Raw genomic sequence first — 23,554 nt, 5'->3', positions numbered from 1 at the left:
GGTCCGTCCTCTCGGGCGGGGCGGACCATACGCCCAAACCCCGCAGTGGGCAATCATTTGGCTCCAAAGAGTTCGCGTTCGAACTCGTGGGGTTTGCGCAGGTTGGCCACGGCGATCTTCTGCCCCGACCCCATGACCATGATGACCTTGCCGTAGCCCAAAAGCGACCCCAGAAGCCCGGTGCAGGCGCGCACGGACTCGATGTGCTTCAGATCTATCGAATAGAGCCCCCCCGAAAGCACGTCGTGCTGGATGACGCGCTTGGCGGTGACGAGCACCTTGTTGCTGAAGAAACTGAGGAGCCTCGCCATGCCCAGCAGGCCGAACACCACGGCGGCCGAGAAGCACACTCCCTTGACCGTGCCGTTTATGACGGGGGGCAGGATGCGCTTCAAGTCCTCGGGGGGAGTGAACTGCACCGCCGCCAGGATGGGATCCTTATAGGCCAGCACCGCGGCGGCCAGGCCGAAATAGACGGCCGCCTTGATGAAAACGGCCCAATGCTTCTTGGTCTGGTAGAGGATCTCTTCCTGCTCGGCCAGGACGCGGCGCGGCTGCATGCTTCACTCCGTGGAAAGTCTGTTTCGGGCGGCCCGCCGCAGACCCTAACGCACCTTCGAGACCCGTGTAAAGAAACGAGGCGGTTGGGCCTTTCCAAACGCCCGACCAGCAATTATGATCCCCTCATCGGAGTCGATAGGAGAAACCTATGTGGGACGCACTACTCTTTCTGGCCATCATTGTGGGTGGAGCCATCATCGTCAACAAGCTGTTCCCGAAGATGGACGGCGGGGGCGGCTGAATACCCCGCGTGGGTCCGGACTTCGGTCGGAAGTCCTCCTGTGACAGGAAATCAGACAAGTAGGGCCAAGGCCCAACTGAGGGCGACCACGGCGGCCGCGGCCACCCCCAGCCAGGGGGAGAGCCCGCGGCCGCTTCTTTTGGCGAGCTTTTCCACGCAAGCGTAGCCCGCCCCCAGCACGACCCCCGCCCCGAACCCCATGAAGTGCCCCGCCAGGTCGATCCTGCGGGATTCCTCCTCGGAGCCCACGCCCAGGAAGGCCAGGATCATGAGCCCGGCCGCGAAGGGCAGCGCCCGCCTCCAGCGAAGGTGGCGGCCCAGGCGCACCAGGCGCACCCCGGCCAGCGCGCCCAGGGACGCGAAGACCGCCGTGGAGGAGCCGATGAACCGGTAGCCCGGGGCCTGCATGGGCATCTTGGCCGCGTTGGCCCACACCGCCCCGGCCAGGGACAGGAACCAGGCCGAGCCCAGCCCCACCTCCCCGGCCAGCAGCAGGAGAAACGTGCCCCCCAGGCAGACATTGCCCACCAGATGGGCCACATCCGCGTGCAGGGTCAGTGCGGTAACGGCCCGCCACCACTCCCCCGAGGCCATGAGCCGCGTGTCGCCGCCGCCGAGCTGGTGCCAGTCCACAAGCCAGGCCCCCAGGGTGTTCTCGGCCCCGGTCAGGGTCAGGAACACCGTGACGATGGACAGGCTCCAGAGGACACCCGGCAGTTCGCCCCAGGAACTGGGCCTGGGCCGCAGGTCCGGCAGGCTCACCGGCTCGGGCGGGTTCTCCTCCAGGTAGGCCCGGAGCTCTTCCAGGGCCTCCTCGCGACGCGACGCCGGGACCAGCAGGCGAAGCCCTGGCCAGCCCTGGCGGATACGGTTCGGCACGCGCCGCGCCTGCAGCACCAGGGCCCATTGCTGGGCCATGTCCATGGTCAGCTCGGGCAGGCCCACGGCTTCAAGCAGTTCCGGGGCGATGTCGGGCCAGGATTGTCTCTGGGTGGGAAGCATTGGTCGTCCGCCGTATGCATCGCCGAAATGCCGCTATGCGGCCGGGCGCATCTCTGTTAGGGAGGCCATGGTCACACGTACGAATCGAAGGGAAAGCCATGGCCAAACAGGAACAAATCTATTCGTTCTTTCTGCTGGGGATTCTGGCGATTTCGCTCTATTTCGCCTATCAGGTGCTCAATCCCTTCCTGCACAACATCTGCATCGCGGTCATCCTGGCGAGCCTGCTGCACCCGGTGCACCGCAGGCTCAAGACGGCCTTCGGGGGCCGCGACACCCTGGCGGCGCTCTGCTCCACCATGCTGGTGCTGGTGCTCATCATCCTGCCCATGTTCCTGTTCACCGGGGCCCTCGTGGGCCAGGCCGTCAAATCCATCGCGGCCGTGCAGTCCTGGCTCAAGGGCGCCCACCTGGACACCTGGCTCTCCGGGGAATCCATCGCCCCCTACATCAGCTGGGTGCAGGAGCACTTCCCCTGGCTGGAATTCGACCTAAGCAAGCTCGACCTGAAAAACAGCCTGCTGGACCTCTCCAAGAACATGGGGCAGCTCATGATCGACCTGGGCACCCGGATGCTGGGCAACTTCATCGGGGTGCTGCTGGACTTTCTGATCATGCTCTTCGTGCTGTTCTTCCTGTTCCGCGACGGCGAGGCCATGCTCCGCCAGCTCAAGCACCTCTCCCCCCTGCACGACGAGCAGGAGGACCGCATCCTCGGCAGGATGCGCGACGTGGCCCGCTCCGTGGTGGTGGGGAGCTTCCTGGTGGCCATATGCCAGGGCGTTGTCGGCGGGCTGGGCCTGGCCATCGTGGGCATCCCGGCCCTGTTCTGGGGGGCCATGATGGGCTTCGCCTCCCTGGTCCCGGTGGTTGGCACCATGCTCATCTGGGGCCCGGCGGCGCTGTACCTGCTCATCGTGGGAGACTGGAAAGGCGCGATCATCATCACCGCGTGGGGCGCGATCATCGTCTCCGCCATCGATTCGGTGCTCCGCCCCATGCTCATGAAGGGCCAGGCCCAGATGTCCACCTTCTGGGTGTTCCTGTCCATCATCGGGGGCATCAAATTCTTCGGGCCGCTGGGCATCCTCTACGGTCCCATGATCCTGGCCCTGGCCATGGTGATGCTCGGCATTTACGCCGACGAATACAGCGAACTGCTCGCGTCTAAGTGCACCCCCGGCGGCGCCCCGGGACAGGACGGTTAGGCGCCGTCACGACACGCCGGGGGCCGGCCGTTCGGACGCCTGGCGCGAGCGCCTTCCCCGAGCCGCGCGGGGCCGCGTCTCTCCGGCTATTTCGCGGCGCCCCACTCCTCGCGCAGCTGCCTGAGAATCTCGGCGGCCTCGGGCACGTTCTTGCGCTGCATGGCCCACACGCGCAGGGCCTTGTTCACCGGGATGGGCCGGTTGGCCGGGTCCTTGTAGAACGCGTCCATTCCTTCCACGAAATCCTTGAGCGAAAGCCCGAAGAAGAACCGGCTGGTGTTGTAGTCGAAGGTGGTCTGGGCCTTCTCCAGGCAAGCCTTGTCGTCCTTGTACAGGACGATGCTGCCCTTGGAGAGGGTGGGCTGGGTGAAGTCCGAGCCCGTGGTCACGCCGTCGAGCACGCCGGTCATGTAGGCGTATTTCCAGACGTCGTCGCGCCCGGTCCAATCCTTGCCGTCGCGTTCGGACTGGGCGTGGGAGACGGCTGCGGTGACGAGCAGCAGGAAACAGACGGCAAGAAGAATTATGCGCATATAAGAAACCTCGTAAGGGATGTTTCGTAATCTGGCCGGGTTGGTATCAGGGGGCGGGCTCGCTGGCAACAACTGCCGGCTTGCGGCAGACCATGCGGCCCATCACGCGGGAAGGATCGTCGAGGTCGCCCTCGAAGTGCTCCAGCACCTCCCAGTCTCCGAACCAGGCGGCGAGTTCCCCGCGCCTGAGCAGGTGCTCCGGATTGCGGGGCTTGCCGTGGGCCTCCTGGCCCTCGAGATAGGTTTCGTAGACCAGCAGGCCGCCGGGAGCCAGGCAACCGCGCAGGACCGGGATCAGGGGCCGGTGCAGGTAGCGGAACACCAGCACCGCGCCGAATCCCTCCGGGTCGAAGGCGGGGGGGACCGGGGTTTCCAGGTCCATGCGGCTGAAGTGGACCCGCTCGGGCCAGCCCGCCGCGCGCAGGCTCTCCTGGGCCGCCTCCGAGGCGTCCACCAGGAGGACCCGGGCTCCATGCGCCGCCAGATACATGCCGTTGCGCCCGTCGCCGCAGGCCACGTCCAGCACGGGTCCCAGGCGGGCGGCTTCGAGCAGGGCGTCCCGCCAGCGCACCACCAGACCGGCGGCCTTGGCCGCCGCTCCGCGCAGGGGGGCGGGGGGGTGCGGTTCGAGTCCGCGCGAGGGGGGCGCGCCGTCGGCGTGCCCCGCCGGCTGCGCACTACGGGTGGAATGATTCACGGTCGCCTCCGCGACGTTTCCGGGTGTCCAGCCCATTGCATACGGCAAGCGCCCTCCCCACGCAACGAGGCGTCACGCCTCGGCCGGGCGGGGTTGAGGGTATGGCAAACCGTCCCGTAACCGTATACGATGCCTTCATGACAGTTTTGCCCGAACATCCGAAATGGCCCGCCCTGCAGGACGCGCTCTCCGGGATGAAAGCCGTGGTCGTGGCCGTCTCCGGCGGCGTCGACAGCATGCTCCTGGCCACGCTGGCTCATCGGGTCCTGCCGGGGAGAACGCTCATGGCCCACGCCCTGAGCCCGGCCGTGCCGGGGCCGTGCACCACGCGCGTCCAGAACGAGGCCCAGGCTCAAGGATGGCGATTGTCCGTGGTGGAATCCGGGGAGTTTTCCGACGAACGTTACCTGCAGAATCCCTTCGACCGCTGCTATTTCTGCAAGACCCACCTGTACGACCTGCTGAATCTGACCGCGCACGGCCTGGCCGACGATTTCGGGACGCGGCCCGTGGTGGTGAGCGGGGCCAACACCGACGACCTGGGTGAGCACAGGCCCGGCCTTACCGCCGCCCGGGAGCACGGCGTTCGCCACCCCTTCGTGGAAGCGGGCGTGGCCAAGCAAGACATCCGGGCCATGGCCGGACAGCTCGGGCTCTCCTTCGCGGACATCCCGGCCTCGCCCTGCCTGGCCAGCCGCATCTATACGGGCACGCGGGTGACGCCTGAGCTCATGACCGCCGTGTCCTTCGCCGAGGAGTCCCTGAAATCGCGCCTGGGCGTGGCGGTGCTGCGCTGCCGCGTCCTCGGCGGGGCCATGCTGGTGGAAATGCTCCCCGAGGAACGCCATCTGGCCGGACGGGACCAGCTTGCGAGGCTCCACGCCGAACTCGAGGCCCGCTTCAAGAGCATCGAAAGCGTTTCCTTGGATCCGGAGGGCTACCGGCCCGGCCGCGCCTTCAAAAAGGACGCGTCGTGACCCCTTCCCGCCCTGCCTGGACAGTATCCCCATGATTGATGCCCGCCCCGGCGCGTCCCGGGCGCGTGTTTTCGCATCCAGGAGAGACATGGCATGACCGTGGTATTCGATCATTGCCGGGCAGAGCGCATCGGCCTGCCCGAATCGGTTTTCAGCGAAGGCAAGCCCTACGAGGCGCTGGAAAAGCTCGCTTGCGAGTACGCCTCACCGGACGCGCGCCCGGTGCTCTTCACCCGGCTCGCGCCCGAGACCTACGAGCGCTTCCCCCCCGAGGTGGCGAAGGGGCTCGACTATCATCCCCTCTCCCGAACAGCCTTCAACCGCGTCTGCCCCGGACGTTCGGGAGGCCGCGTCGCCGTGGTCTCGGCCGGGACCTCCGACGGCCCCACCGCCTGGGAGGCCGCCCGCACCCTGGCCTACCTGGGCGTGGAACACACCCTCTACGAGGATTCCGGCGTGGCCGGACTGTGGCGGCTCACCAGCCGCCTGGAGGAAATCAACGCCCACCAGGCGGTGATCGTGGTGGCCGGCATGGACGCCGCCCTGGCCTCGGTGCTGGGCGGGCTCACGCCGCTGCCGGTGATCGCGGTGCCCACGCCCGTGGGATACGGCGTGGCCCAGGGCGGCGAGACGGCGCTTCATTCCATGCTCGCCAGTTGCGCCCCGGGCGTGGCGGTGATGAACATCGGCAACGGTTACGGCGCGGCCTGCGCCGCCGCCCGCATCATGAGGCTTCTGTGATGGCTGACACGTATCTGGTCGTGCGCGCCCCTTCGGGGCTTTCGGGAGACATGCTGCTCACGGGCCTGGCCCGCCTTTCCGGTACGGACCAGGCGGGCCTTGACGCCCTGTGCGGAGACCTGGGCCTGCCCCAGCTGCACGGGCGCGCCCGGATCGTGCCCCGCGCCGTGTCGGGCATCGCCGGATGGGGCCTGGAGTCGGAGCCGCCCCACGACCATGCCCACCGCCACCTGCCGGACATCGAGCGCATCATCGAAGAAAGCGCCCTCACCCCCCGGGCCAAGGAGCTCTCCCGCGCGGCGTTCGCCCTGCTGGCCCAGGCAGAGGCGTCCGTGCACGGCATCGACGCCTCCCACGTGCACTTCCACGAGGTGGGAGCGCTCGACTCCATCATGGACGTCTGCCTGTCCTGCGCGCTCTTCGACCGGCTTTCGCCGTCCAGGTTCGTCTGCGGCCCCCTGCCGGTGTGCGACGGCACGGTGCGCTGCGCTCACGGCCTGCTCTCAGCCCCGGCCCCGGCCTCGCTCAAGCTCCTGGAGGGCGTGCCGGTATACGGCATCGACTCCAGCGGCGAGACCCTCACCCCCACGGCCCTGACGCTGCTCAAGGCTTTGGGCGCTCAGTTCGGCCCCTGGCCGCCGGTGGTCGTCGAGCGCCAGGAGAGGGTCTACGGATCCAGGGTGCTGCCCGGGGTCCCCAACGGAGCGGTTTTCGTCTGGGGGAGCGCTCATTCCCTGGCCTGACCAGAAGCCTTCTCGCCGCCCTCGCTCCTCTGCCGGGATATTTTTCTTGCAAGTACCGTCAGTTGGCCTCTTGTCATTTGATGGTGTTTACTGCATTGCTCTACTACAAGAAGTATCCCGTGTTGGAGGTTGTCATGAACGGGAAAGCCAGAGCGACCAGATGGCGTGAAAGACAGGTGGCCGATGGTGGAAAACCCATAGGCGTGACCCTCACCGCCCAAGCCGCACAGGCGCTTGAATCGCTCCAGAGCGTGCGCAGGTGGTCGCAGCGGGAAGCCATTTCACTGGCTCTTGAATTCGCGGCCGGACATCCTGAGTTTCTCAGTACGCGAAATGCCCCCCCTCTCTCAATGGATGCATGCGAATTCGACTCCACTTCGCGTCGCATCGAAGACCTGGAACAACGCATCGAACAGGTCGAAGCCATGCTGGCCCGCAAGAAAGAGGAAGAGCAGCAGGCAGACCCGGAAAACGACGCCCGGGAAGCCAAGGCGGCGCTCATCGCCTTCACGGCCAAACAGATGCTCGAACATGGCGAGCGCATGTCGCGCGTCCAGCTCTACGGACTGGCCAGGCAGCACAACATGCCCGTCCCTCCCACGCAGCACGAATACAACGTCTTCATTTCCTATCACATGGACATGATCCGGGACATGATGCGCCGTTTGAGGGAGAGAACGCACTAGCGGCTCGCGAGAAGAATAACGGGAAGAGGGTTGGAGACGTAAGTCCGGCGGCGTTCGCTCCCCAGGAGCGTCGCCCGCCGCACCGCGCCGTAACGCGGCCCTATCCCTTGCGGGGAACGCCCAGCGAGACCACGTAGGTCATGCCCGCCTGTTCCGGCAGGCCCAGCACGTCCGCGGCCTCGGCGTCGAAGAACGCGCCCACGCCGCAGGCCCCGAGCCCCAGCGACTCAGCCGCCAGGTAGAGCCTGTGCCCAAGTCGCCCGGCGGCCTGGAGCGACGACCTGTATCCCCGGTCGCCAAGGCAGAGCTCCAATTCGGTGAAATCGACGAAGAACAAGACGTGCATGGCCGCGTCGCGCATCCACAACTGATCCAGGCATATGCCCGCCATCACGGGCACGATGTTGCCGTCGCGGCGAAGCCCCGAGCGCTGGCCGTGCCGGTCCAGCATGGAAAAGCCCGTCAGCAGCTGCACGGGCTCTCCCGCCAGGAGCCCCACCAGACAGGCGTCCTCCGCGCCGTGGCCCGCCGGGTGACCAAGCGGCCCGGACAGGCTCAAGAGCAGCCTGGAGACCACTCCGCCCGCCAAGGGCGTGTTCGCGTAGGCACGCCTCGAACGCCTTGTGGACATGGCTTCGAAGAGGTGCTTGCGCTCCGGCGGAGGGGGAAGGCCCGGCAGGCCGTGCCAGATAAGCCCGCGCCCCAGGCGGGAGTGCTCCACGGCGGGCGCGGCCGCCTGCGCCCGCTCCAGCCTGGCGCAGGCTTCGTGCACCGCTAGGACCTCCTCGGGCACGGTGTCGGCCAGGGCGCAGCGGCTCGCGCCGGACACGCCCTCCGGCAGGGGGCCGGGCCCGGAAGCCTGCCCGCCGGCATGAGCCGAGAACCGCACCGCGCTCAGGCAGCCCTCGCGCGAAGGGTCGACGCCCAAGAGCCTGGCCACCGCCGCATCGTCGAAATCCGTTTCCACCGCGTGGGCCGTCCTGTAGGCTCCAAGGCCCAGGGCCAGCCCTTCCACGACATGCCCGGCGTCCAGGTTCAGGTAGCGATAGGCCCTGGCCCGATATTTCCAGGCATTGCGGAAGAATATCCCCGTGACGAAGAATACGGCCTCGCCCTGCACAGCCGTCCGCTCGGGCAAGCCCAGCGATTTCGGATCGGGAAAGCCCGTGCGTAGCGGCGTCAGCCCGTGGCGGGCCACATCATAGTGGAACACCCCCGCGTCCAGCCCGTCACCGCCGGGCCAGGCCAGGTAGATCTCGCACGGGTAGAGCGCCCCGGCCGACGGACAGGCCCGGTAGAAGAACTCGCCGCCGCGCTGGGCGTTCGAACGGGTGAGCCCGGCCGCGTGGAACAACACCGCCGAAAGCCCTTCCGCGCCGAGCGCCCCCGTGGCGCCGGGCTGCATGGCGCTCCAGAGGGACACCTCGGGAAGATCGGCCTGCCGGGGCAGGTCAATGAAGTCCAGACCGGAGTATACCTTGAAGAGACTCGGCTGGTTGGTCCAGTCGAGTCCCATCCCCGAGAGCCTGCCTCTGCGGTGAGAGACGCCGAAATGGTATTTGCGTGCCCCGATCACCATATGAAGTCCTTGAGGACGCCGTAACCCGTGTACACCTGGGACAGGGCCAGGACGGCAAGCAGGGAGTTGCACAGGCCGTGCACCAGGGCCAGCGGATTTCCGGGACGGCGGTCGCGGTCGAGAATGAGGCCCGTAACCGCGCCCGAAACGGCGAGAAGGGCGATGCACAGGGCCACGGCCACGTGGGTTCCGGTGGAGAAGGGGTGGGACCAGACCAGCCAGGTCATGGACAATCCGCCGCACATGCCCGCAAAAAGTCCGCCCATGACGATCCTGCCCAATGCCACGTGCCGCTTCCACTGAAAGACGCTCTTGCGCCCAAGCACCGTGGAGGCGAAACGGGCGTATCCCAACCGCAGAACGTAGAGCGCCAAGGCCACGAGGCAGATCATGACGGCCGGATGCGCGTAGGCCATGTCCTTCTCCGGGCGGCTGGGCCGTTTCGTTTGGTTGCCAAGCCTCTTCCCGCCGGGTAATGATGACTTCCCCAAGCGCCTCTTCATTGGGACGGGCGGGGAATCATTGAATTTCTACGTGACATAATGACTATTGGCAACCAGTTCTTCGATATGACGATGCGCTCCGTGCTGGCTGGCCGCCCCCTTGCGGGCGAAGCCCTGGAACGCTTCACGCTGGCCGTGGCCCAGGCTTCCGGTCCTGCCCTGGACGAACTCCTCGCGGCCGCCCGCTCCATGCGCGTGGAGCGCCTGGGACGAGAAGTGAGCCTGTGCGCCATCGTCAACGCCAAGAGCGGGCGCTGTTCGGAAAACTGCGCCTTCTGCGCCCAGTCCGCCCACTTCGAGACCGACGCCCCGGTACACCCCTTCATGGAGCCCGCCGAGGTGGCCCGCGCGGCCCGGGCCATGCGGGACATGGGGGCGCGCCGCTTCGGCATCGTCACCAGCGGACTCACCCCATCAGGGGAGGACTTCCGGCGACTGGTCGAATCCGTACGGGCGGTGGCGGCGCTGGGCATGGAGGCCGACGCTTCCTGCGGGGTGCTCGGCCGCGCCCAGTTCGAGGAGCTCAAGGCGGCGGGCCTCAAGGCATACCACCACAACCTGGAGACCGCGCGCAGCTTCTTTCCGCAGATATGCACCACCCACGACTACGAAGAGGACGTCCAGGCCGTGCGCGACGCCGTGGCCGCCGGGCTCTATGTCTGCTCGGGCGGCATCTTCGGCCTGGGCGAAAGCTGGAACCAGCGCGCCGAACTGGCCGTGACCCTGCGCGAACTCGGCGTCCCCTCGGTGCCGGTCAACTTCCTGAGTCCCATTCCGGGCACGCCCATGGGCTCGCGCACCCCCATGGCCCCCGAGGAAGCCCTCAGGATCGTGGCCCTTGTGCGATTCATCCTGCCGAACGCCCACATCCGCATCTGCGGCGGACGCCAGACCGTGTTCGGGCAGCAGCGCGGCCTCGAGCCGCTGGAGGCCGGAGCCAGCGGGCTCATGATCGGCGACTACCTGACCACCGGGGGCCTGGACGCTGCAGCCGACCGCCAGGGCATCCTGGATGCGGGCTGGGAGATCGAGGATGCCCACGATGATTGAGGAGCGCTATCGGTCCGCCCTTGCGGGACTCAGGTCCATCCACAGGCTGCGCGCCACCAGGACGTTCGACCCGCAGCGCCAAGACCTGCTCAACGCATCCTCCAACGACTATCTGGGGCTCGCCCGCCATCCCGCCTGCATCGAGCGGGCCTGCGAGTTCGCCCGAACCTGGGGCGCGGGCTCGGCCTCATCCCGGCTCATCTGCGGCACCCTGCCCCCCCACGAGGCCCTGGAGGCCAGGCTGGCCCGCCTCAAGGGCAGCGAGGCCGCCCTGGTCATGAGTTCCGGGTTCCAGACCAACGCCTCCGCCCTGGCCGCCCTGCTGGATCGCCAGATACTGGAGGCCGAGCCCCTGGTCTTCTCGGACAAGCTGAACCACGCCAGCATGCACGAGGGCTGCCGCCTGGCCGGAGCGCGCCAGCTCCGCTACCGCCACCTGGACATGGACCACCTGGAGATGCTGCTGGCCAAAAACGCCTCCCTGCCGGGACCGCGCTTCATCATCTCCGAGACCGTGTTCTCCATGGACGGCGACCGAGCCGACATCCCGGCCCTGGCGGCCCTGGCCGCGCGGCACGGGGCCTTCCTCTACCTGGACGAGGCCCACGCCGTAGGCGTGCTGGGCGCGGGCGGCCTCGGCCTGGCAGCCGGAGTGCCCATCGAGAACGGCCTGGTCATGGGCACGTGCAGCAAGGCCCTGGGCAGCTACGGGGCCTATGTGTGCTGCTCGAAAACGGTGCGCGAATACCTGGTGAACCGCGCCCCGGGATTCATTTTTTCCACAGCCCTCCCCCCGGCGGCCCTGGGAGCCACGGACGCGGCCCTGGACCTGATCGGCTCCATGGACGCCGAGCGCGCCCACCTGCTGGCCCTGGCCGACCGGCTGAGAAACGCCCTGGTCACGGCCGGGCTGGACACGGCGGGGTCCACCACCCAGATCGTGCCCGTGCTGGCCGGGGAGGAGTCCCGGGCGCTCGAGGCCATGCGCGCCCTCGAATCCGAAGGCATCCTGGCCGTGGCCGTGCGCCCGCCCACCGTCCCTCCCGGCGGCAGCAGGCTCAGGCTCTCGCTCACCGCGCGCCACACCGCGGCCGACGTGGACCGGCTGGCGGAAGCGGTGATCCGGGCCCTCAAGGAATCCGCATGAGCACCCGCGCGAAGACCGGCGCGGCCGTCCGGCCGCTCGGACGCAGAGGCCGCGCATGAGCCGCCCGCGTATCGTCTTCGTGCACGGCTGGGCCTTCGGCCCGTCCTTCTGGGAGCCGTTGCGCGCCGGACTTGCCGACTACCCATCCACCACCGTGGACCTGGGGTTCTTCGGCCCCGAGGCGCTTGTGCTGCCCGAAGGGTCTTTCGTTGGCGTGGGCCACTCTTTGGGCGTGCTCTGGCTGTTGCGCCACGCCGCGCCCCGGATGCGGGCGCTTGCGAGCCTGGGCGGCTTCGCCCGCTTCGCCGTGCCCGCCGGGCCGGTACGGGCCATGCGCCGGGGGCTTTCGCGCGACGCAACCGCCGTGCTCACGGCCTTCTACCGCACCTGCGGGCTCGCTCCCGAACGAAGTCCGTCCATGGCCGGCGCGCGTCCGGAACGCCTGGCCGAGGGCCTCGACTGGCTGCTCGGCTGGGACGAGACCGCGTCCCTGGCCGCGTTCCCCGGCCCCTTGCTGGCTCTGGCCGCGCCGGACGACGCCGTGGTGCCCGAGACGCTCAGCCGGTCGAGCTTCCCCCAAGGACTTGCCGTGCTCCCGGGATTCCCCGGCGGGGGCCACGCCTTTCCGGCAACCCGGGCGCAAGAATGCGCCCAGGCCGTGAGGGCCTTCCTGGAGACTCTGTGAACCGCCAGGTCCGCATCCGCGAGGCGTTCGGCAAGGCCCACGCCTACGACGCCCACGCAGCGCCCCAGGCCGCAACGGCCGTCAGGCTCGCCGAACTGATCGCCGAACGCGGCTGGTCGGAGGGCGCCCGCGTCCTGGACATGGGCTGCGGCACCGGGGCCCTGGCCGCCGCGCTTTTTTCCCGCGCGCGCCCGGGCCTGTACCTCTGCGCGGACATCTCCCCGCCCATGCTCGCACGCGCCCGGACCAAGCTCGCCACGGCCTCGCCCGCTCCGCTCTTCGCGGCCATGGACGCGTCCCTCCCGGCGCTCAAACCCCGCTTCCACCTGGCGGCCTCCAACATGGCCCTGCACTGGACTCCGGACATGGCAGCCGCCCTGGCCGGACTCTGGGAACTGCTGCTGCCGGGCGGCGTGCTGGCCGTGGCTGTTCCCGGTGAAGGCACCTTTCGGGCCTGGCGCGAGGCCCACGAACGCAGGGGCCTCTCCTGCGGGCTGCAGGATTTCCCCTCGGCCAGCGCCCTGGCCGGTCTTTTTCCCGCAACGCCGCACATCACCGAAGAGCACCATCCGCTCACCCTTTCCCACGCCCTGGACCTGCCCCGGCACCTGAAGCGCGTGGGCGGGTTCGTGCCGCGTTCCGGGCACGTTCCCCTGGCTCCGGCCGACTTCCGCGCGGTGCTGAACGACCTGGACACGCGCAGGCCCGCCATGGGCTACCACGTGCTCTACGCCCTGGCCTTCAAGGCTCCCCAGGAGTAAACTCCACGCCATGAACGGATACTTCGTCACCGGAACCGACACCGGCGTGGGCAAGACTGTGCTCAGCGCCCTTCTGTGCCAAGCTCTGAACGCCCACTATTTCAAGCCCTTCCAGACCGGGCAGGACTCTGATACCGACACCGTGGTCCGGCTCGCGGGGCTTGCGCCCTCGCGCGTCACCCCTCCGGCCGTGCACCTCGACGCGCCGCTGGCTCCCAGCCAGGCGGCCGAGAAGCAGGCCCAGACACTTGACATCGCGTTCATCGCCCTTCCCCACACGGACCGGCCGCTGATCGTCGAAGGCGCTGGCGGGGCGCTGGTCCCCATCGCTCCGGGCCAGGACATGGCGGAACTCATGATCCGCTTCGGCCTGCCGGTCATCGTGGCCGCCCGGTCGGGCCTGGGCACGCTCAACCACACCCTGCTCACCCTGGAGGCCCTGCGCCTGCGCGGCCTGGACGTGGCCGGGGTGGCCCTGATCGGCGAGCCCAACCCCGAGAACCGCCGGGACATCGAACGCCTGGGCAAGATCCCCGTCATCATCGAGCTGCCCGTGCTCGACCCGCTCACGCCCGAGACCCTGCGCGCCTCGCAGGCCTCGCTCACGCTCCCGCCCAAGCCCGAAGCCGCGGACGTGGCCGGGTGGGACCGCGCCAACGTCTGGCACCCCTTCACCCAGGCCCGCACCGCTCCCGCCCCGCTGCAGGCCGTGCGGGGCCGGGGATCGCGCCTGTTCACCGCCGACGGACTGGAGATTGTGGACCTGGTGTCCTCCTGGTGGGTGAACGCCCACGGGCACGCCCATCCGGACGTGGCCCGGGCCATCGCCCGGCAGGCGTCGGTGCTGGAGCAGGCCCTGTTCGCCGACTTCACCCACGAGCCCGCCGCGCGCCTGGCCCACGAACTGTGCGCCCTCCTGCCCGGCGGCCTCGAGCGGGTCTTCTTCTCCGACAACGGCTCCACCGCAGTGGAAGTGGCCGTGAAGATGGCCCACCAGTACTGGCGCAACCAGGGCCGTCCCGAGCGCAACCGCTTCGCGGCCTTCGAGGGCGGCTACCACGGCGACACCGTGGGGGCCATGTCGGTAGGGCTCACCAGCGGATTCTACAAGGGTTTCGAGCCGTTGACCTTCGGCGTGGACTTCCTGCCCTACCCGGCCACCTGGCACGGGGACGAGAGCGTCGAGGAGAAGGAAAACCGCGCCCTGGCGGTGCTTACGAACTACTTCACCGTGCACGCCGGGACCGTGGCCGGAGTGGTCCTTGAACCCCTGGTGCAGGGGGCCTCGGGCATGCGCATGGCACGGCCCGGCTTCGTCGCGGCCGTGGCGGAGCTTACCCGCCGGGCCGGGGGACTGGTCATTTTCGACGAGGTGATGACCGGCTTCGGGCGTACGGGAACCATGTTCGCTTGCGAGCAGGCCGGGGTCGCGCCGGACATCATCTGCCTGGCCAAGGGCCTCACCTGCGGGTTCCTGCCCATGTCCGTCACCGTGGCCACGGACGCCATCTATCAGGCGTTCCTGGGCGAAGGGTTCGACCGCGCCCTGGCGCACGGCCATTCGTTCACGGCCAACCCCCTGGGCTGCGCCGCCGCCCTGGCCGGGCTTACGCTTTTCCAGGAAGAATCGACTCTGTCACGAATCGCCGCCCTGGAGCGGGTCCATAAGGCCCGCCTCACGGCCCTGGCGGATCATCCCAGGCTGCACATGCCCCGCTGGCGGGGGTCCATCGGCGCGGTGAACGTCACAGGGGAGTCACAGGGATACGAGGCCCAGATCGGCCGCCGTCTTCAGTTGTATTTCCGCGAGCGTGGATTCTACGCCCGGCCCATGGGGGACGTGTTCTACATATTGCCGCCCTATTGCCTGACGCAGGACGAACTCCACCGCGCCTACGACGTGCTGGAGGACGGGCTGCGCGAGCTCGCCTGACGCCACAAAAAAAAGCCCGGACAGCCGCAGGGCCGTCCGGGCTCACTCATCACATATATGGGATTCCAAAGGGGCGAAGCCCCTTTGGCCGCCGGAGGCGTCCTCCCCTCCCTTACCCCTCGTACCTGCGCGTCTGGGCGAACGCGCCCCACATGGCCACCAGGCCGACCACCAGGATCACCGCGTCGCGGATCAATGTCTCGCGCCCCACGGCCTGCGTGCCGCCGAAGCAGCCGCAGTCCACGTCCAGGCCGCGCGCCATGGCCCAGCCCATGGCTCCGATGAACGTGAGCATCAGCGCGCTGAGCACCACGGACGCGCCCCGGGCCAGGGTGTTGGCCATAAGCGCCAGTCCGCAGACCACCTCCACTGCGGGCAGGATGATGGCCGCCCCGTAGACCATCTTGGCCGGGAGCAGCTGATAGTTGAATATGTTGGCCGCGAACCCTGCCGCGTCGCCCATCTTGAGCGCTCCGGCGTAGACGAACACGGCCCCGAACACCAGGCGGCTGAGCATCCAGACGGTACGCATCACTGCCCCTCCACCGGGCCGCCCGCGGCCTTCCATCCTTCCATTCCCTCGGGCATCACCGAAAGGGCCGAGAACCCCGAGGCCTTCAGCCCCTCGGCCAGATCGCGGCTCTTGGGACAGGCCAGGTTGCCGCAATAGACGATCAGGGGCTTGTCCTTGGCCAGGCCGGACACGGCCGCGTCCAGGCCCATGAGCAGGGCGTCGGCGGAGATGTTCACCGCGCCGGGGACGTGCTCCATGGCGAATTCGTCCGGGTCGCGGGCGTCCACGAAGAGCTGGCCGTCCGCCTTCAGGGCCGCAATGGCCTCGGCCGGGGTCAGCACCGCAAGGCCCTTGCGTGTGGTCTCCTCCACCTTCTTGGCCGTGAAATCGGCCCACCAGGGGAGCGGCTCGGGCCTGCCGACGTTGACAAGCCACGCCGCCATGACCGATATGATGAGAAGTACAACGAATTCCGGCCATGCGGGCCGGCGAACCTGATGCAGCATGTGACGCCTCGCTCCACGGTTTGTCGGCCCCTGCCTAGAGGAAAACGTGCGGAAACTCAACGCCCTGTTGGACTACTTCCGGTTTGTCCTGACACACTCCTTGGGAGGTCCCATGCCCCAGAACAGCATCCAGCCCATCGACATCGACGCCGACACCGCCAAGAACATGCTCGACAAGGCCCCGTTCGGCGGCACCACGGTGCTGGATGTGCGCCAGAACTGGGAATACGAGGAACTCCACCTGCCTGGAGCCAAGCTCGTGCCGCTTGGCGAACTGGACAGCCGGCTGGAGGAAATCCCACGCGACAAGCCGATCCTGGTATACTGCCGCTCCGGCAAGCGCAGCACTGCCGCGGCGTCGCTGCTGGCCGGGCAGGGCTTCAAAGACATATTCAACATGCTGGGCGGCATCATGGCCTGGGTTGGGGCGGGGGCCGTGGGCGCGCCCGAGAGCGGCATGCAGTACCGTCGCGGCGACGAATCCCCCGACGAGATGCTGGCCCTGGCCTTCGCCATGGAGCGCGAGCTTGGCGCTTTCTACCTGGGCCTGGCCGACGCCTCGCCGGACCCGGAACTCAAGGCCACCTTCGCGCGCCTGGCCGGATTCGAGGACAAGCACAAGGTGGTGGTCTACCACCTCTACAAGTCGATCCACCCGCAAAGCGCCTCCATCGAGGATCTGGCGGCCAGGGCAACGGCCACGGTTCCGGAGGGAGGACGCGAGGCGCAGGAGATCCTGGGGGACACCCAGGGGTTCGACTCGCCCCGCGACGCCCTGGAAATGGCCATGGGAATCGAGGCCCAGGCCCTGGACCTGTACACGCGCTACGCCGCCGCGGCCACGGCGCAGGATACCCGAGAGGCCCTGCTCACCCTGGCCAAGGAGGAACGAGGCCATCTGCGCGCGCTCGGAACGATGCTGGACAGGGTGGGGGGAGCGAAAGAGTAGGAAAGCCTCAGGCGACCAAAGGAACGAAGTTCCTTTGGAATCCTTTATAGCTTCGCGGGAAGCACTGGGAACACGCCAGCGAGGGAAAGAGACTCTTTGTCCCTTGCTTTCTTCATGGTTTCGCATACATCCGCGCATGCAGGCGTTCGGCCGAGCAAACTCATGCAAAACAAGGATTGAACATGGAACCCGTGAATTTCATCATGAACGTACTCTGGCTGGTGCTGGGCGGCGTGGTCATGGGCATCGGCTGGTGCCTTGCCGGGCTCATCATGGCCCTGACCATCATCGGCCTGCCGTGGGCGCGCTCCTGTTTCGTCATCGCCAGGCTGGCCTTCTGGCCCTTCGGCAAGGTGATCGTGGACCGCCAGTTCGTGCAGGGCTACCACGACGCGGGCACGGGCCCGCTGGGCTTTCTCGGCAACGTGATCTGGTTCGTGTTCGCGGGGTGGTGGCTGGCCGTGGGGCACATCATGTCGGCGGTGGCCAACTTCGTGTCCATCATCGGCATCCCCTTCGGCATTCAGCACCTGAAGCTGGCGCTTCTGTCGCTTGCGCCGGTGGGCAAGACAGTGGTGGACAAGCCGGATTGTAGGATTTGCCAGTAGCTTCTCCGACCCTGTGATTCAAAACGGCTCCTGGATTCCCGGAGCCGTTTTCATTTGCAAGCACCATTCCCGTTCAATGACGAAACAATAAAGATGCGAGAATCAGGTCATGCACATTCTTCACCGAAACATCCGTACACAGGCATGATACTCGATTATTCAGAATCGGCTTTCTCCAACTTCATATTGCACATATAAAGACATGTTGCATTCAATATGCTGAAATATACTGGTGATAAGTGCGCGCTATAATATATAATATCTTCCAGTGTTTTCAATTGAACATGCATACGAACATCATATATCATGGCAAGCAGCACGTTAACAAAAACAGTAGGGATAAAATTAAGGACAAAAATACTCGCTACACAAATACTTAGATTTGAATAATAACATTTTCTTTGTTCTTTAATATTATTTAACATCTTATTTGTAATCACAGAATAATATATCATTGTCAAAAAACAATCAAATGGAGTCATCGGAATAAATAACACATCCAGAAAACTCCTCACAAACATTGCCAGCTCATAAAAAATAAAAAAAGACACTGTTTTGTCAAAAAATCCTGACAGCCTTCTGACTACATTATGAAATGAAATTTTCCGCTCCGCAGACATCTCGGTAAACACGGAATAAAATGACAAATACAGAATATACCTAACAAATAAAGCGACATACAACCAATTATATCTTCCGCTCCACATCATGTCATTCTTCGGATTAAGATACAAATAATAACCAAACATCTTGTTCCAAAACAATCCATCATACACTATGGATATCGCAACATAAACAATATATGCAAATGCAGTTCTTCTACTAGCACCAACAATTATATTCACAGTATTGCCCCTATTTCATAAAACCCTGCCGTGCGTGATAATGATTTACTTTTCGGCATTAAGATTTACCACCACAGGTAGGTCGCCACAACCATAACTGACTCAACAGGTTGGGTCAGGACGCAAAAAAAGACTGCCAGCCCCTCTGGCACACACGCATCCATTCGATATTTTTAATTTAAAAACAAATTGCTACAGAGAAAAGTCACACGACAAGGTTGATTTATCGCATGAACAAACGGACAGGAGCCGCATTATCAGGCCAAAAGAAGCAGGTACTCCTGGTTCCCCTTGGGCCCCTTCACCCCGGCCGGAACCATCCCGGCCGGTTCCATTCCGAGCTCCCGCGCCGCCGCTTCCACCATCTGAACGGCCAGCATGCGAAGCCCCTCGTCTCGCACCACGCCCTTGTCCGTCTGGCCCGGCCCAAGCTCGAACTGCGGTTTGACCAGCGCCACTATCCGCCCGCCAGGCTTGAGGAACTGCCGGACCGCCGGAAGAACCTTGGTAAGCGAGATGAACGACACGTCGATCACGCAGATATCCACTGTCTCGGGGATCAGGTCCGGCGAAGCCAGGCGGAAGTTGACCCCCTCCAGGCTCACCACGCGTGGGTCGGCGCGCAGCTTCTCGTGCAGCTGGCTCTTGCCCACGTCCACGGCGTAGACCTTGGCCGCGCCGTGCTGCAGCAGGCAGTCGGTGAATCCGCCGGTGGAGGCCCCCACGTCCAGGGCGACCATGCCGGTCACGTCCAGCTTGAAGTGCTCCAGGGCGGAGAGAAGCTTGTAAGCCCCCCGGCTCACGAAACGCTCGGGTTCGGACAGAGCGAGCACCGCCGTGGCCGGAAGCATGCGCCCGGGCTTGTCCAGGCGTTCGCGCCTGCCGTCTTGTTCCAGAAACACAAGCCCGGCCATGACCAGGCGCTTGGCCCGCTCGCGGCTTTCGGCCAGGCCCTGTTCGACCAGGAGCTGGTCGGCCCTGAATTTGGGATTCGCCATGGTTCTTGCCTGCCAGCCGGGGCTGGGCTAAAAGTGGCGGTGTGAAAATCACGCCGCATCAAATCGTCGTCGCGAAGTCCGGCCGCCAATGGCGCAGCCGCCGGGAACACCAGCCATGAGCCCGAAATTCCACGCTGCCCAGGGCGCGGTCAGCGCGGCCCTGCTCTACCCGTTCATGGGCTCGGATGCGATCATCTTCGGCCTGACGGTGTTCTTCATCGACCTGGACCACATTATTCCGTTCGTGCGCGACTGCAAAAGCCTGAACATCCGCCGCTTCTTCGAATACCACCGCGTGGTGCCGGACATTCCGGACTACCTGGCCCTGGCCTGGTTCCACACGCTGGAGTTCTTCCTGCTGCTGTTCGTGTTGGGCTTCTGGCACCATCAGTTCTGGGTGATGCTGGCGGCATGCCTGTTCCACATCTCCTTCGACGTGGTCAAGGCGTTCCAGATGGGCAAGCCCAACATCCGGGCTTTCTCGGTGGTGGAATACCTCATCCGGCGCAAGGGAATGACCACCAGGCACGTCGTCTAGTGTGACGTCCGCCAGAACCAGGACTCCAAATGAAAAACGGCCCCGCGAAGGGGCCGTCTCATTTCCGGGCCGTTTTCGCCGCGATCTATTTCCTGCTGGCCAGATTCAGGCGCGCCACCACCTTCTCGGCGGCCTTCACCGTGTACTCCTCGGGGGAGAGGCGCTCCTTCTCCGAGGCGTCGATGACGAGTTCCGGCAGGTTGGTCAGGTCCTTTTTGGGCGTGATGCCGTACTCGGGCGGGAAGGTGTCCGTGAAGTACATCTCCTGGAACCCGGCGAACTTCATGCTGTGGGCGGTGGCGTCCAGGATGGCGATCTCGGAGGATTCGATGAGGCCCAGTTCCTTGGCCCGGATGAGCCCGGCCACGCATTCGCCGCCCTGGGTGCAGCTGATGTGCCCGTGGCGGTTGGCCAGGAGCATGCCCTCCACGATGGCCTGCTCCTCCACCTGGATCACCTGGAAGGAGCCGGGGCCGCCGATCTTCTCGTACTGTTCGGCGAAATGCTTCACGCGCGGGAAGCTGACGGGGTTGCCGATCATGGCCGCCTGGGCCACGCTCGCCTGCACCTTCACCGGCTCGAACACGCGCTTGGCCGGATCGTCGGCGGCGTAGTAGCGGTACACCGGGTCGGCGTGGGCGGACTGCACCCCGAAGATGCGCGGCAGCGACGGAATGATGCCCAGGCGCTGGAGCTTCAAGAAACCGCTCATGACGGCGGTGACGTTGCCCGCGTTGCCGATAGGCACGAACACGGCCTTGCGGTAGGTATCCCAGTCGTACCACTGGGCCACCTCGAAGGCGTAGGACTCCTGGCCCAGGATGCGCCAGGCATTCTTGGAGTTGAGAAGCGCCACGCGGTAGTTGTCGGCCAGGTGCTCCACCACCTTCATGCAGTCGTCGAACACGCCGGGCACTTCCAGCACCGTGGCGCCGCTGCCCAGGGGCTGGGAGAGCTGCTGCGGCGTGACCTTGCCCTGGGGCAGGATCACCACGGACTTGATGGGGCCGCCCACGTAGGCGGCGTACAGCGCCGCGGCGGCCGAGGTGTCGCCGGTGGAGGCGCACACGGTGAGCACGCTGTCCCAGCCGTTCTCGCGCACCAGGTTCTTCAGGTAGCTGAAGGCACAGGCCATGCCCCGGTCCTTGAAGGAGGCCGAGGGGTTCTGGCCGTCGTTCTTGAAGGCCATGGGCGTGCCCAGATAATCGGACAGGGCCGGGCTGGCCTCGATGATGGGGGTGTTGCCCTCGCCCAGGTAGACGATGTCCTTAGGCTCCAGGATGGGGGCCATGAGCTCGTAGAAGCGGAAGATGCCGCGAAGAGGCGTGGTCTTGGAGGCCGCGCGCTTGTCGAAGAGCGATTTCCAGTACACCGGCGGATTCTCGGCCAGGGAGTCGAACCAGGTGTCCTCCAGCAGGAACACGCCGCCGCACTTGGGGCAGGTGTAGTGGAGTTCGCCCACCGCGAAGCGCTCTTCGCAGCCCAGGCAGAAATATTCCATGTTTCCGCGATATGTGGGGAAGTCGTTGGTCGTCATGGTCTGTCCTTCGAATGATTCGTGGAGTTGCGGAACCTGATACCCTTGGTGGCGTCAAATGCCAAGCATGGTCACCATTTGGCGGGCGGTGGGCCAGGCGGCGCGGGCGGCCATGGCCAGCATGCCGCCGCCGAGGCCCGTCTTGACCACGAAGCCCAGCACCCGGCCCCACATGGCGCCCTTGGCGGCGTGCCAGGCTTCATGGGCGGGGCGGCCGTGCAGGCGCTCGAACACGAAGCAGCCCACATAGGCTCCGCCGACCGCGCCGATGAGCGCCCCGAAGCCCAGCAGGAAGGGGGCGCAGAAGATGGCCCCGGCGATGGCCCCGATGAAGGCCCCTATGTTGCCCTTGCTCGATCCGCCGTATCTCTTCGCGCCGTAGAACTGCGCGCCGAATTCGATGATCTCGCCAAGCGTAGCGAAGGCGATGAGCGGGCCGTAGAAGCCCCAGCCGAGCTGAAGGCCCGGGTGGATGACGCCCCACACCCAGGCCAGCCCCAGGATGATCCAGTTGGCGGGAAGCCCCAGGACGTTGAGCCCCAGCACGGCCAGCAGGACCAGGATGTAGAGGGATGCGAAGACGTATTCCATGACTGCTCCCCGCCTACTCAGGCTCCCGGTTGTCCACCACGCGCTGGGCCTTGCCCTCGCTCTTGGGCAGGGTGTTGTGCTCCACCAGGTCCACCTTGGGAGTCACCAGTATCTCGTCGCGCAGCTTGTGGGCGATCTTCTGCTTGAGGGCGTTGAGCGAGCGCATGTCCTCCACGAAGTACTCCTCCTTGACCTCCACCTTGATGCGGATCTGGTCGATGGGACCTTCGCGGTACAGCTCGATCAGGTAGTTCTGGCCCACCTCGGGCAGGCTCATGAGCACCTGTTCGATCTGCATGGGATAGATGTTCACTCCCTTGATGATGATGAGGTCGTCGGAGCGGCCGGTGATGCGGTCGATGCGCACGTGGCTGCGGCCGCAGGGGCAGCCGCCCGGCAGGATGCGGGTCAGGTCGCGGGTGCGGTAGCGCACGATGGGCATGCCCTCGCGGCACAGGGTGGTCAGCACCAGTTCGCCCACTTCGCCGGGAGCGACCGGCTCAAGCGTCTCCGGGTCAATGATCTCGGCCAGGTAGGCGTCTTCCCACAGGTGCATGCCGTTTTGTTCCGGGCACTCGAAGGCCACGCCCGGGCCGTTCATCTCGGAGAGGCCATAGGAGTTGAACGCCCTGAACCCGAAGATGTCCTCCAGGCGGCGGCGTGTCTCCTCCGAATACGGCTCCGCGCCCACCAGGGCGATGCGCACCCCGAGGCTTTTGGGGTCGATGCCCTGCTGCGCGCAGAAGTTGGCCAGGTACAGGGCGTAGGACGGGATGATGTGCAGGGCCGTGACCTTGAAATCCTGGATGAGCTTCAGCTGCCGCTGGGTGTTGCCCGCGCCCATGGGGATGGCCAGGCAGCCCAGCCGCTCCGCGCCGTAGTGCATGCCGAGCCCGCCGGTGAACAGGCCGTAGCTGGTTGTGTTCTGGAACACGTCGTTTGGTCGCATGCCGGTCATGTGCATGCAACGCGCCACCATGGAGGACCACCAGCAGATGTCGGACGCGGTGTGGTAGACCACGGTGGGGGTGCCGGTGGTGCCGGAAGAGACGTGCATGCGCACCATCTTCTCGGTGGGCACGGTGTTGAGCCCGTCAGGGTAGGAGTCGCGCAGGTCCTGCTTGGTGGTGAAGGGCAGGCGGCGCAGGTCGTCCAGGGTCTTCACGTCCTCGGGGCGAACGCCGTGCCCGGTAAACTTGCGGGAATAGAGCCTGGAGCGGGCCGCGCGCTCGCAGGTGGTGCGCAGACGCGAGAGTTGCAGGCGGGAAATCTCGTCTCGGGAAAGGGACTCGGCTTTGTCGTAATACATGCGCTCTGCCTTCGCGGCGTTTCGCCGCCCATATCCAGGCCGGCAGCACGCCCATGTCATAACCATAAGGGATTCCAAAGGGGCTGGCCCCTTTGGCCGCCGGAGGCTTCTT

General features: G+C 65.9%; 25 protein-coding genes. 13 read left to right on the top strand and 12 right to left on the bottom strand.

Translation table 11 applies throughout. The features are described from left to right. Positions 1-53: 53 nt before the first annotated feature. Both ML540_RS06955 and ML540_RS06950 read right to left on the bottom strand, forming a co-directional pair. Positions 54-560: a PH domain-containing protein gene (locus tag ML540_RS06955; protein ID WP_243359569.1), complete on the bottom strand. Its 507-nt coding sequence runs from the start codon at positions 558-560 to the stop codon at positions 54-56. Between the two features lie 293 nt (positions 561-853). Continuing rightward, positions 854-1,804, bottom strand: a complete 951-nt coding sequence (locus tag ML540_RS06950; RefSeq protein ID WP_243359567.1) for a rhomboid family intramembrane serine protease — start codon at positions 1,802-1,804, stop codon at positions 854-856. 98 nt (positions 1,805-1,902) lie between these two features. On the opposite strand from ML540_RS06950, the gene ML540_RS06945 reads away from it, so the two are divergent. Then, the gene (locus ML540_RS06945) at positions 1,903-3,012 is read left to right on the top strand and encodes an AI-2E family transporter (RefSeq protein ID WP_243359565.1); all 1,110 of its coding nucleotides are present in this window, start codon (positions 1,903-1,905) and stop codon (positions 3,010-3,012) included. An 86-nt stretch (positions 3,013-3,098) separates the two neighbouring features. Here the strand turns inward: ML540_RS06945 and ML540_RS06940 are convergent, their stop codons facing one another. Further along, positions 3,099-3,545: a hypothetical protein gene (locus tag ML540_RS06940; RefSeq protein WP_243359564.1), complete on the bottom strand. Its 447-nt coding sequence runs from the start codon at positions 3,543-3,545 to the stop codon at positions 3,099-3,101. Positions 3,546-3,591: 46 nt separating this feature from the next. Continuing rightward, positions 3,592-4,242 (bottom strand): class I SAM-dependent methyltransferase, encoded by a 651-nt coding sequence (locus ML540_RS06935; RefSeq protein ID WP_243359562.1) that lies wholly within the window; start codon positions 4,240-4,242, stop codon positions 3,592-3,594. 137 nt (positions 4,243-4,379) lie between these two features. Between ML540_RS06935 and larE the strand changes: the two genes are divergently transcribed. From larE to ML540_RS06915, 4 genes are all read left to right on the top strand, one after another. After that, positions 4,380-5,219: an ATP-dependent sacrificial sulfur transferase LarE gene (gene larE, locus ML540_RS06930; protein ID WP_243359560.1), complete on the top strand. Its 840-nt coding sequence runs from the start codon at positions 4,380-4,382 to the stop codon at positions 5,217-5,219. 93 nt (positions 5,220-5,312) lie between these two features. Then, a complete protein-coding gene (larB, locus tag ML540_RS06925) occupies positions 5,313-5,960 on the top strand; it encodes a nickel pincer cofactor biosynthesis protein LarB (protein WP_243359559.1) in 648 nt (215 codons plus the stop codon). Then, positions 5,960-6,703: a nickel pincer cofactor biosynthesis protein LarC gene (gene larC / locus ML540_RS06920; RefSeq protein ID WP_243359558.1), complete on the top strand. Its 744-nt coding sequence runs from the start codon at positions 5,960-5,962 to the stop codon at positions 6,701-6,703. Before larB ends, larC begins: the two co-directional genes overlap by 1 nt. A gap of 134 nt (positions 6,704-6,837) precedes the next feature. Next, positions 6,838-7,389 carry a hypothetical protein gene (locus ML540_RS06915; RefSeq protein ID WP_243359557.1) on the top strand — a complete coding sequence of 184 codons (552 nt, stop codon included), beginning with the start codon at positions 6,838-6,840 and terminating at the stop codon, positions 7,387-7,389. A 100-nt stretch (positions 7,390-7,489) separates the two neighbouring features. Here ML540_RS06915 and ML540_RS06910 read toward each other — a convergent pair whose 3' ends face one another. Together ML540_RS06910 and ML540_RS06905 are read right to left on the bottom strand one after the other, a co-directional pair. Beyond that, positions 7,490-8,968 carry a SagB family peptide dehydrogenase gene (locus ML540_RS06910; protein WP_243359556.1) on the bottom strand — a complete coding sequence of 493 codons (1,479 nt, stop codon included), beginning with the start codon at positions 8,966-8,968 and terminating at the stop codon, positions 7,490-7,492. Next, positions 8,962-9,384, bottom strand: a complete 423-nt coding sequence (locus tag ML540_RS06905) for a DUF4079 family protein (RefSeq protein WP_243359555.1) — start codon at positions 9,382-9,384, stop codon at positions 8,962-8,964. The genes ML540_RS06910 and ML540_RS06905 overlap by 7 nt, the downstream gene beginning before the upstream one ends. Positions 9,385-9,510: 126 nt before the next feature. Between ML540_RS06905 and bioB the strand changes: the two genes are divergently transcribed. The 5 genes from bioB to bioA are packed head-to-tail and all read left to right on the top strand — an operon-like array spanning position 9,511 to position 15,047. Then, entirely contained in the window at positions 9,511-10,521 is a 1,011-nt protein-coding gene (bioB, locus tag ML540_RS06900) for a biotin synthase BioB (protein WP_243359554.1), read from the top strand. Beyond that, on the top strand, positions 10,505-11,668 hold the full coding sequence (gene bioF, locus ML540_RS06895) for an 8-amino-7-oxononanoate synthase (RefSeq protein WP_243359553.1): 1,164 nt from the start codon (positions 10,505-10,507) through the stop codon (positions 11,666-11,668). The genes bioB and bioF overlap by 17 nt, the downstream gene beginning before the upstream one ends. A 55-nt stretch (positions 11,669-11,723) precedes the next feature. Continuing rightward, positions 11,724-12,353, top strand: a complete 630-nt coding sequence (locus tag ML540_RS06890) for an alpha/beta fold hydrolase (protein WP_243359552.1) — start codon at positions 11,724-11,726, stop codon at positions 12,351-12,353. Further along, complete coding sequence (locus tag ML540_RS06885) at positions 12,350-13,114, top strand: methyltransferase (protein ID WP_243359550.1); 765 nt, start codon at positions 12,350-12,352, stop codon at positions 13,112-13,114. Before ML540_RS06890 ends, ML540_RS06885 begins: the two co-directional genes overlap by 4 nt. A 10-nt stretch (positions 13,115-13,124) precedes the next feature. Further along, positions 13,125-15,047 carry an adenosylmethionine--8-amino-7-oxononanoate transaminase gene (bioA, locus tag ML540_RS06880; protein ID WP_243359549.1) on the top strand — a complete coding sequence of 641 codons (1,923 nt, stop codon included), beginning with the start codon at positions 13,125-13,127 and terminating at the stop codon, positions 15,045-15,047. 112 nt (positions 15,048-15,159) lie between these two features. Here the strand turns inward: bioA and ML540_RS06875 are convergent, their stop codons facing one another. Next, positions 15,160-15,579, bottom strand: a complete 420-nt coding sequence (locus tag ML540_RS06875) for a MauE/DoxX family redox-associated membrane protein (RefSeq protein WP_243359548.1) — start codon at positions 15,577-15,579, stop codon at positions 15,160-15,162. After that, complete coding sequence (locus ML540_RS06870; RefSeq protein WP_243359547.1) at positions 15,579-16,067, bottom strand: rhodanese-like domain-containing protein; 489 nt, start codon at positions 16,065-16,067, stop codon at positions 15,579-15,581. Before ML540_RS06870 ends, ML540_RS06875 begins: the two co-directional genes overlap by 1 nt. A gap of 112 nt (positions 16,068-16,179) precedes the next feature. On the opposite strand from ML540_RS06870, the gene ML540_RS06865 reads away from it, so the two are divergent. Together ML540_RS06865 and ML540_RS06860 are read left to right on the top strand one after the other, a co-directional pair. Further along, positions 16,180-17,016 carry a rhodanese-like domain-containing protein gene (locus tag ML540_RS06865; RefSeq protein WP_243359546.1) on the top strand — a complete coding sequence of 279 codons (837 nt, stop codon included), beginning with the start codon at positions 16,180-16,182 and terminating at the stop codon, positions 17,014-17,016. Positions 17,017-17,198: 182 nt separating this feature from the next. Then, complete coding sequence (locus ML540_RS06860; RefSeq protein ID WP_243359545.1) at positions 17,199-17,624, top strand: YccF domain-containing protein; 426 nt, start codon at positions 17,199-17,201, stop codon at positions 17,622-17,624. 1,102 nt (positions 17,625-18,726) lie between these two features. On the opposite strand, the gene ML540_RS06855 is transcribed toward ML540_RS06860, so the two are convergent. Then, positions 18,727-19,467, bottom strand: coding sequence for a TlyA family RNA methyltransferase (locus ML540_RS06855; RefSeq protein WP_243359544.1), 741 nt, complete (start codon positions 19,465-19,467; stop codon positions 18,727-18,729). A gap of 115 nt (positions 19,468-19,582) precedes the next feature. Between ML540_RS06855 and ML540_RS06850 the strand changes: the two genes are divergently transcribed. After that, the gene (locus ML540_RS06850) at positions 19,583-20,005 is read left to right on the top strand and encodes a hypothetical protein (RefSeq protein WP_243359543.1); all 423 of its coding nucleotides are present in this window, start codon (positions 19,583-19,585) and stop codon (positions 20,003-20,005) included. Positions 20,006-20,090: 85 nt separating this feature from the next. Here the strand turns inward: ML540_RS06850 and thrC are convergent, their stop codons facing one another. The 3 genes from thrC to ML540_RS06835 are packed head-to-tail and all read right to left on the bottom strand — an operon-like array spanning position 20,091 to position 23,442. Beyond that, positions 20,091-21,542, bottom strand: coding sequence for a threonine synthase (gene thrC / locus ML540_RS06845; RefSeq protein WP_243359541.1), 1,452 nt, complete (start codon positions 21,540-21,542; stop codon positions 20,091-20,093). Between the two features lie 54 nt (positions 21,543-21,596). Beyond that, positions 21,597-22,133, bottom strand: a complete 537-nt coding sequence (locus tag ML540_RS06840) for a DUF456 domain-containing protein (RefSeq protein WP_243359540.1) — start codon at positions 22,131-22,133, stop codon at positions 21,597-21,599. 13 nt (positions 22,134-22,146) lie between these two features. Then, complete coding sequence (locus ML540_RS06835) at positions 22,147-23,442, bottom strand: phenylacetate--CoA ligase family protein (RefSeq protein ID WP_243359538.1); 1,296 nt, start codon at positions 23,440-23,442, stop codon at positions 22,147-22,149. Positions 23,443-23,554 lie beyond the last annotated feature (112 nt).

The organism is Fundidesulfovibrio terrae (assembly GCF_022808915.1).
Lineage (GTDB): Bacteria > Desulfobacterota > Desulfovibrionia > Desulfovibrionales > Desulfovibrionaceae > Fundidesulfovibrio > Fundidesulfovibrio terrae.
Note: the sequence above shows the minus strand (reverse complement) of the source record. Positions and strands in the feature narration are given on the sequence as shown.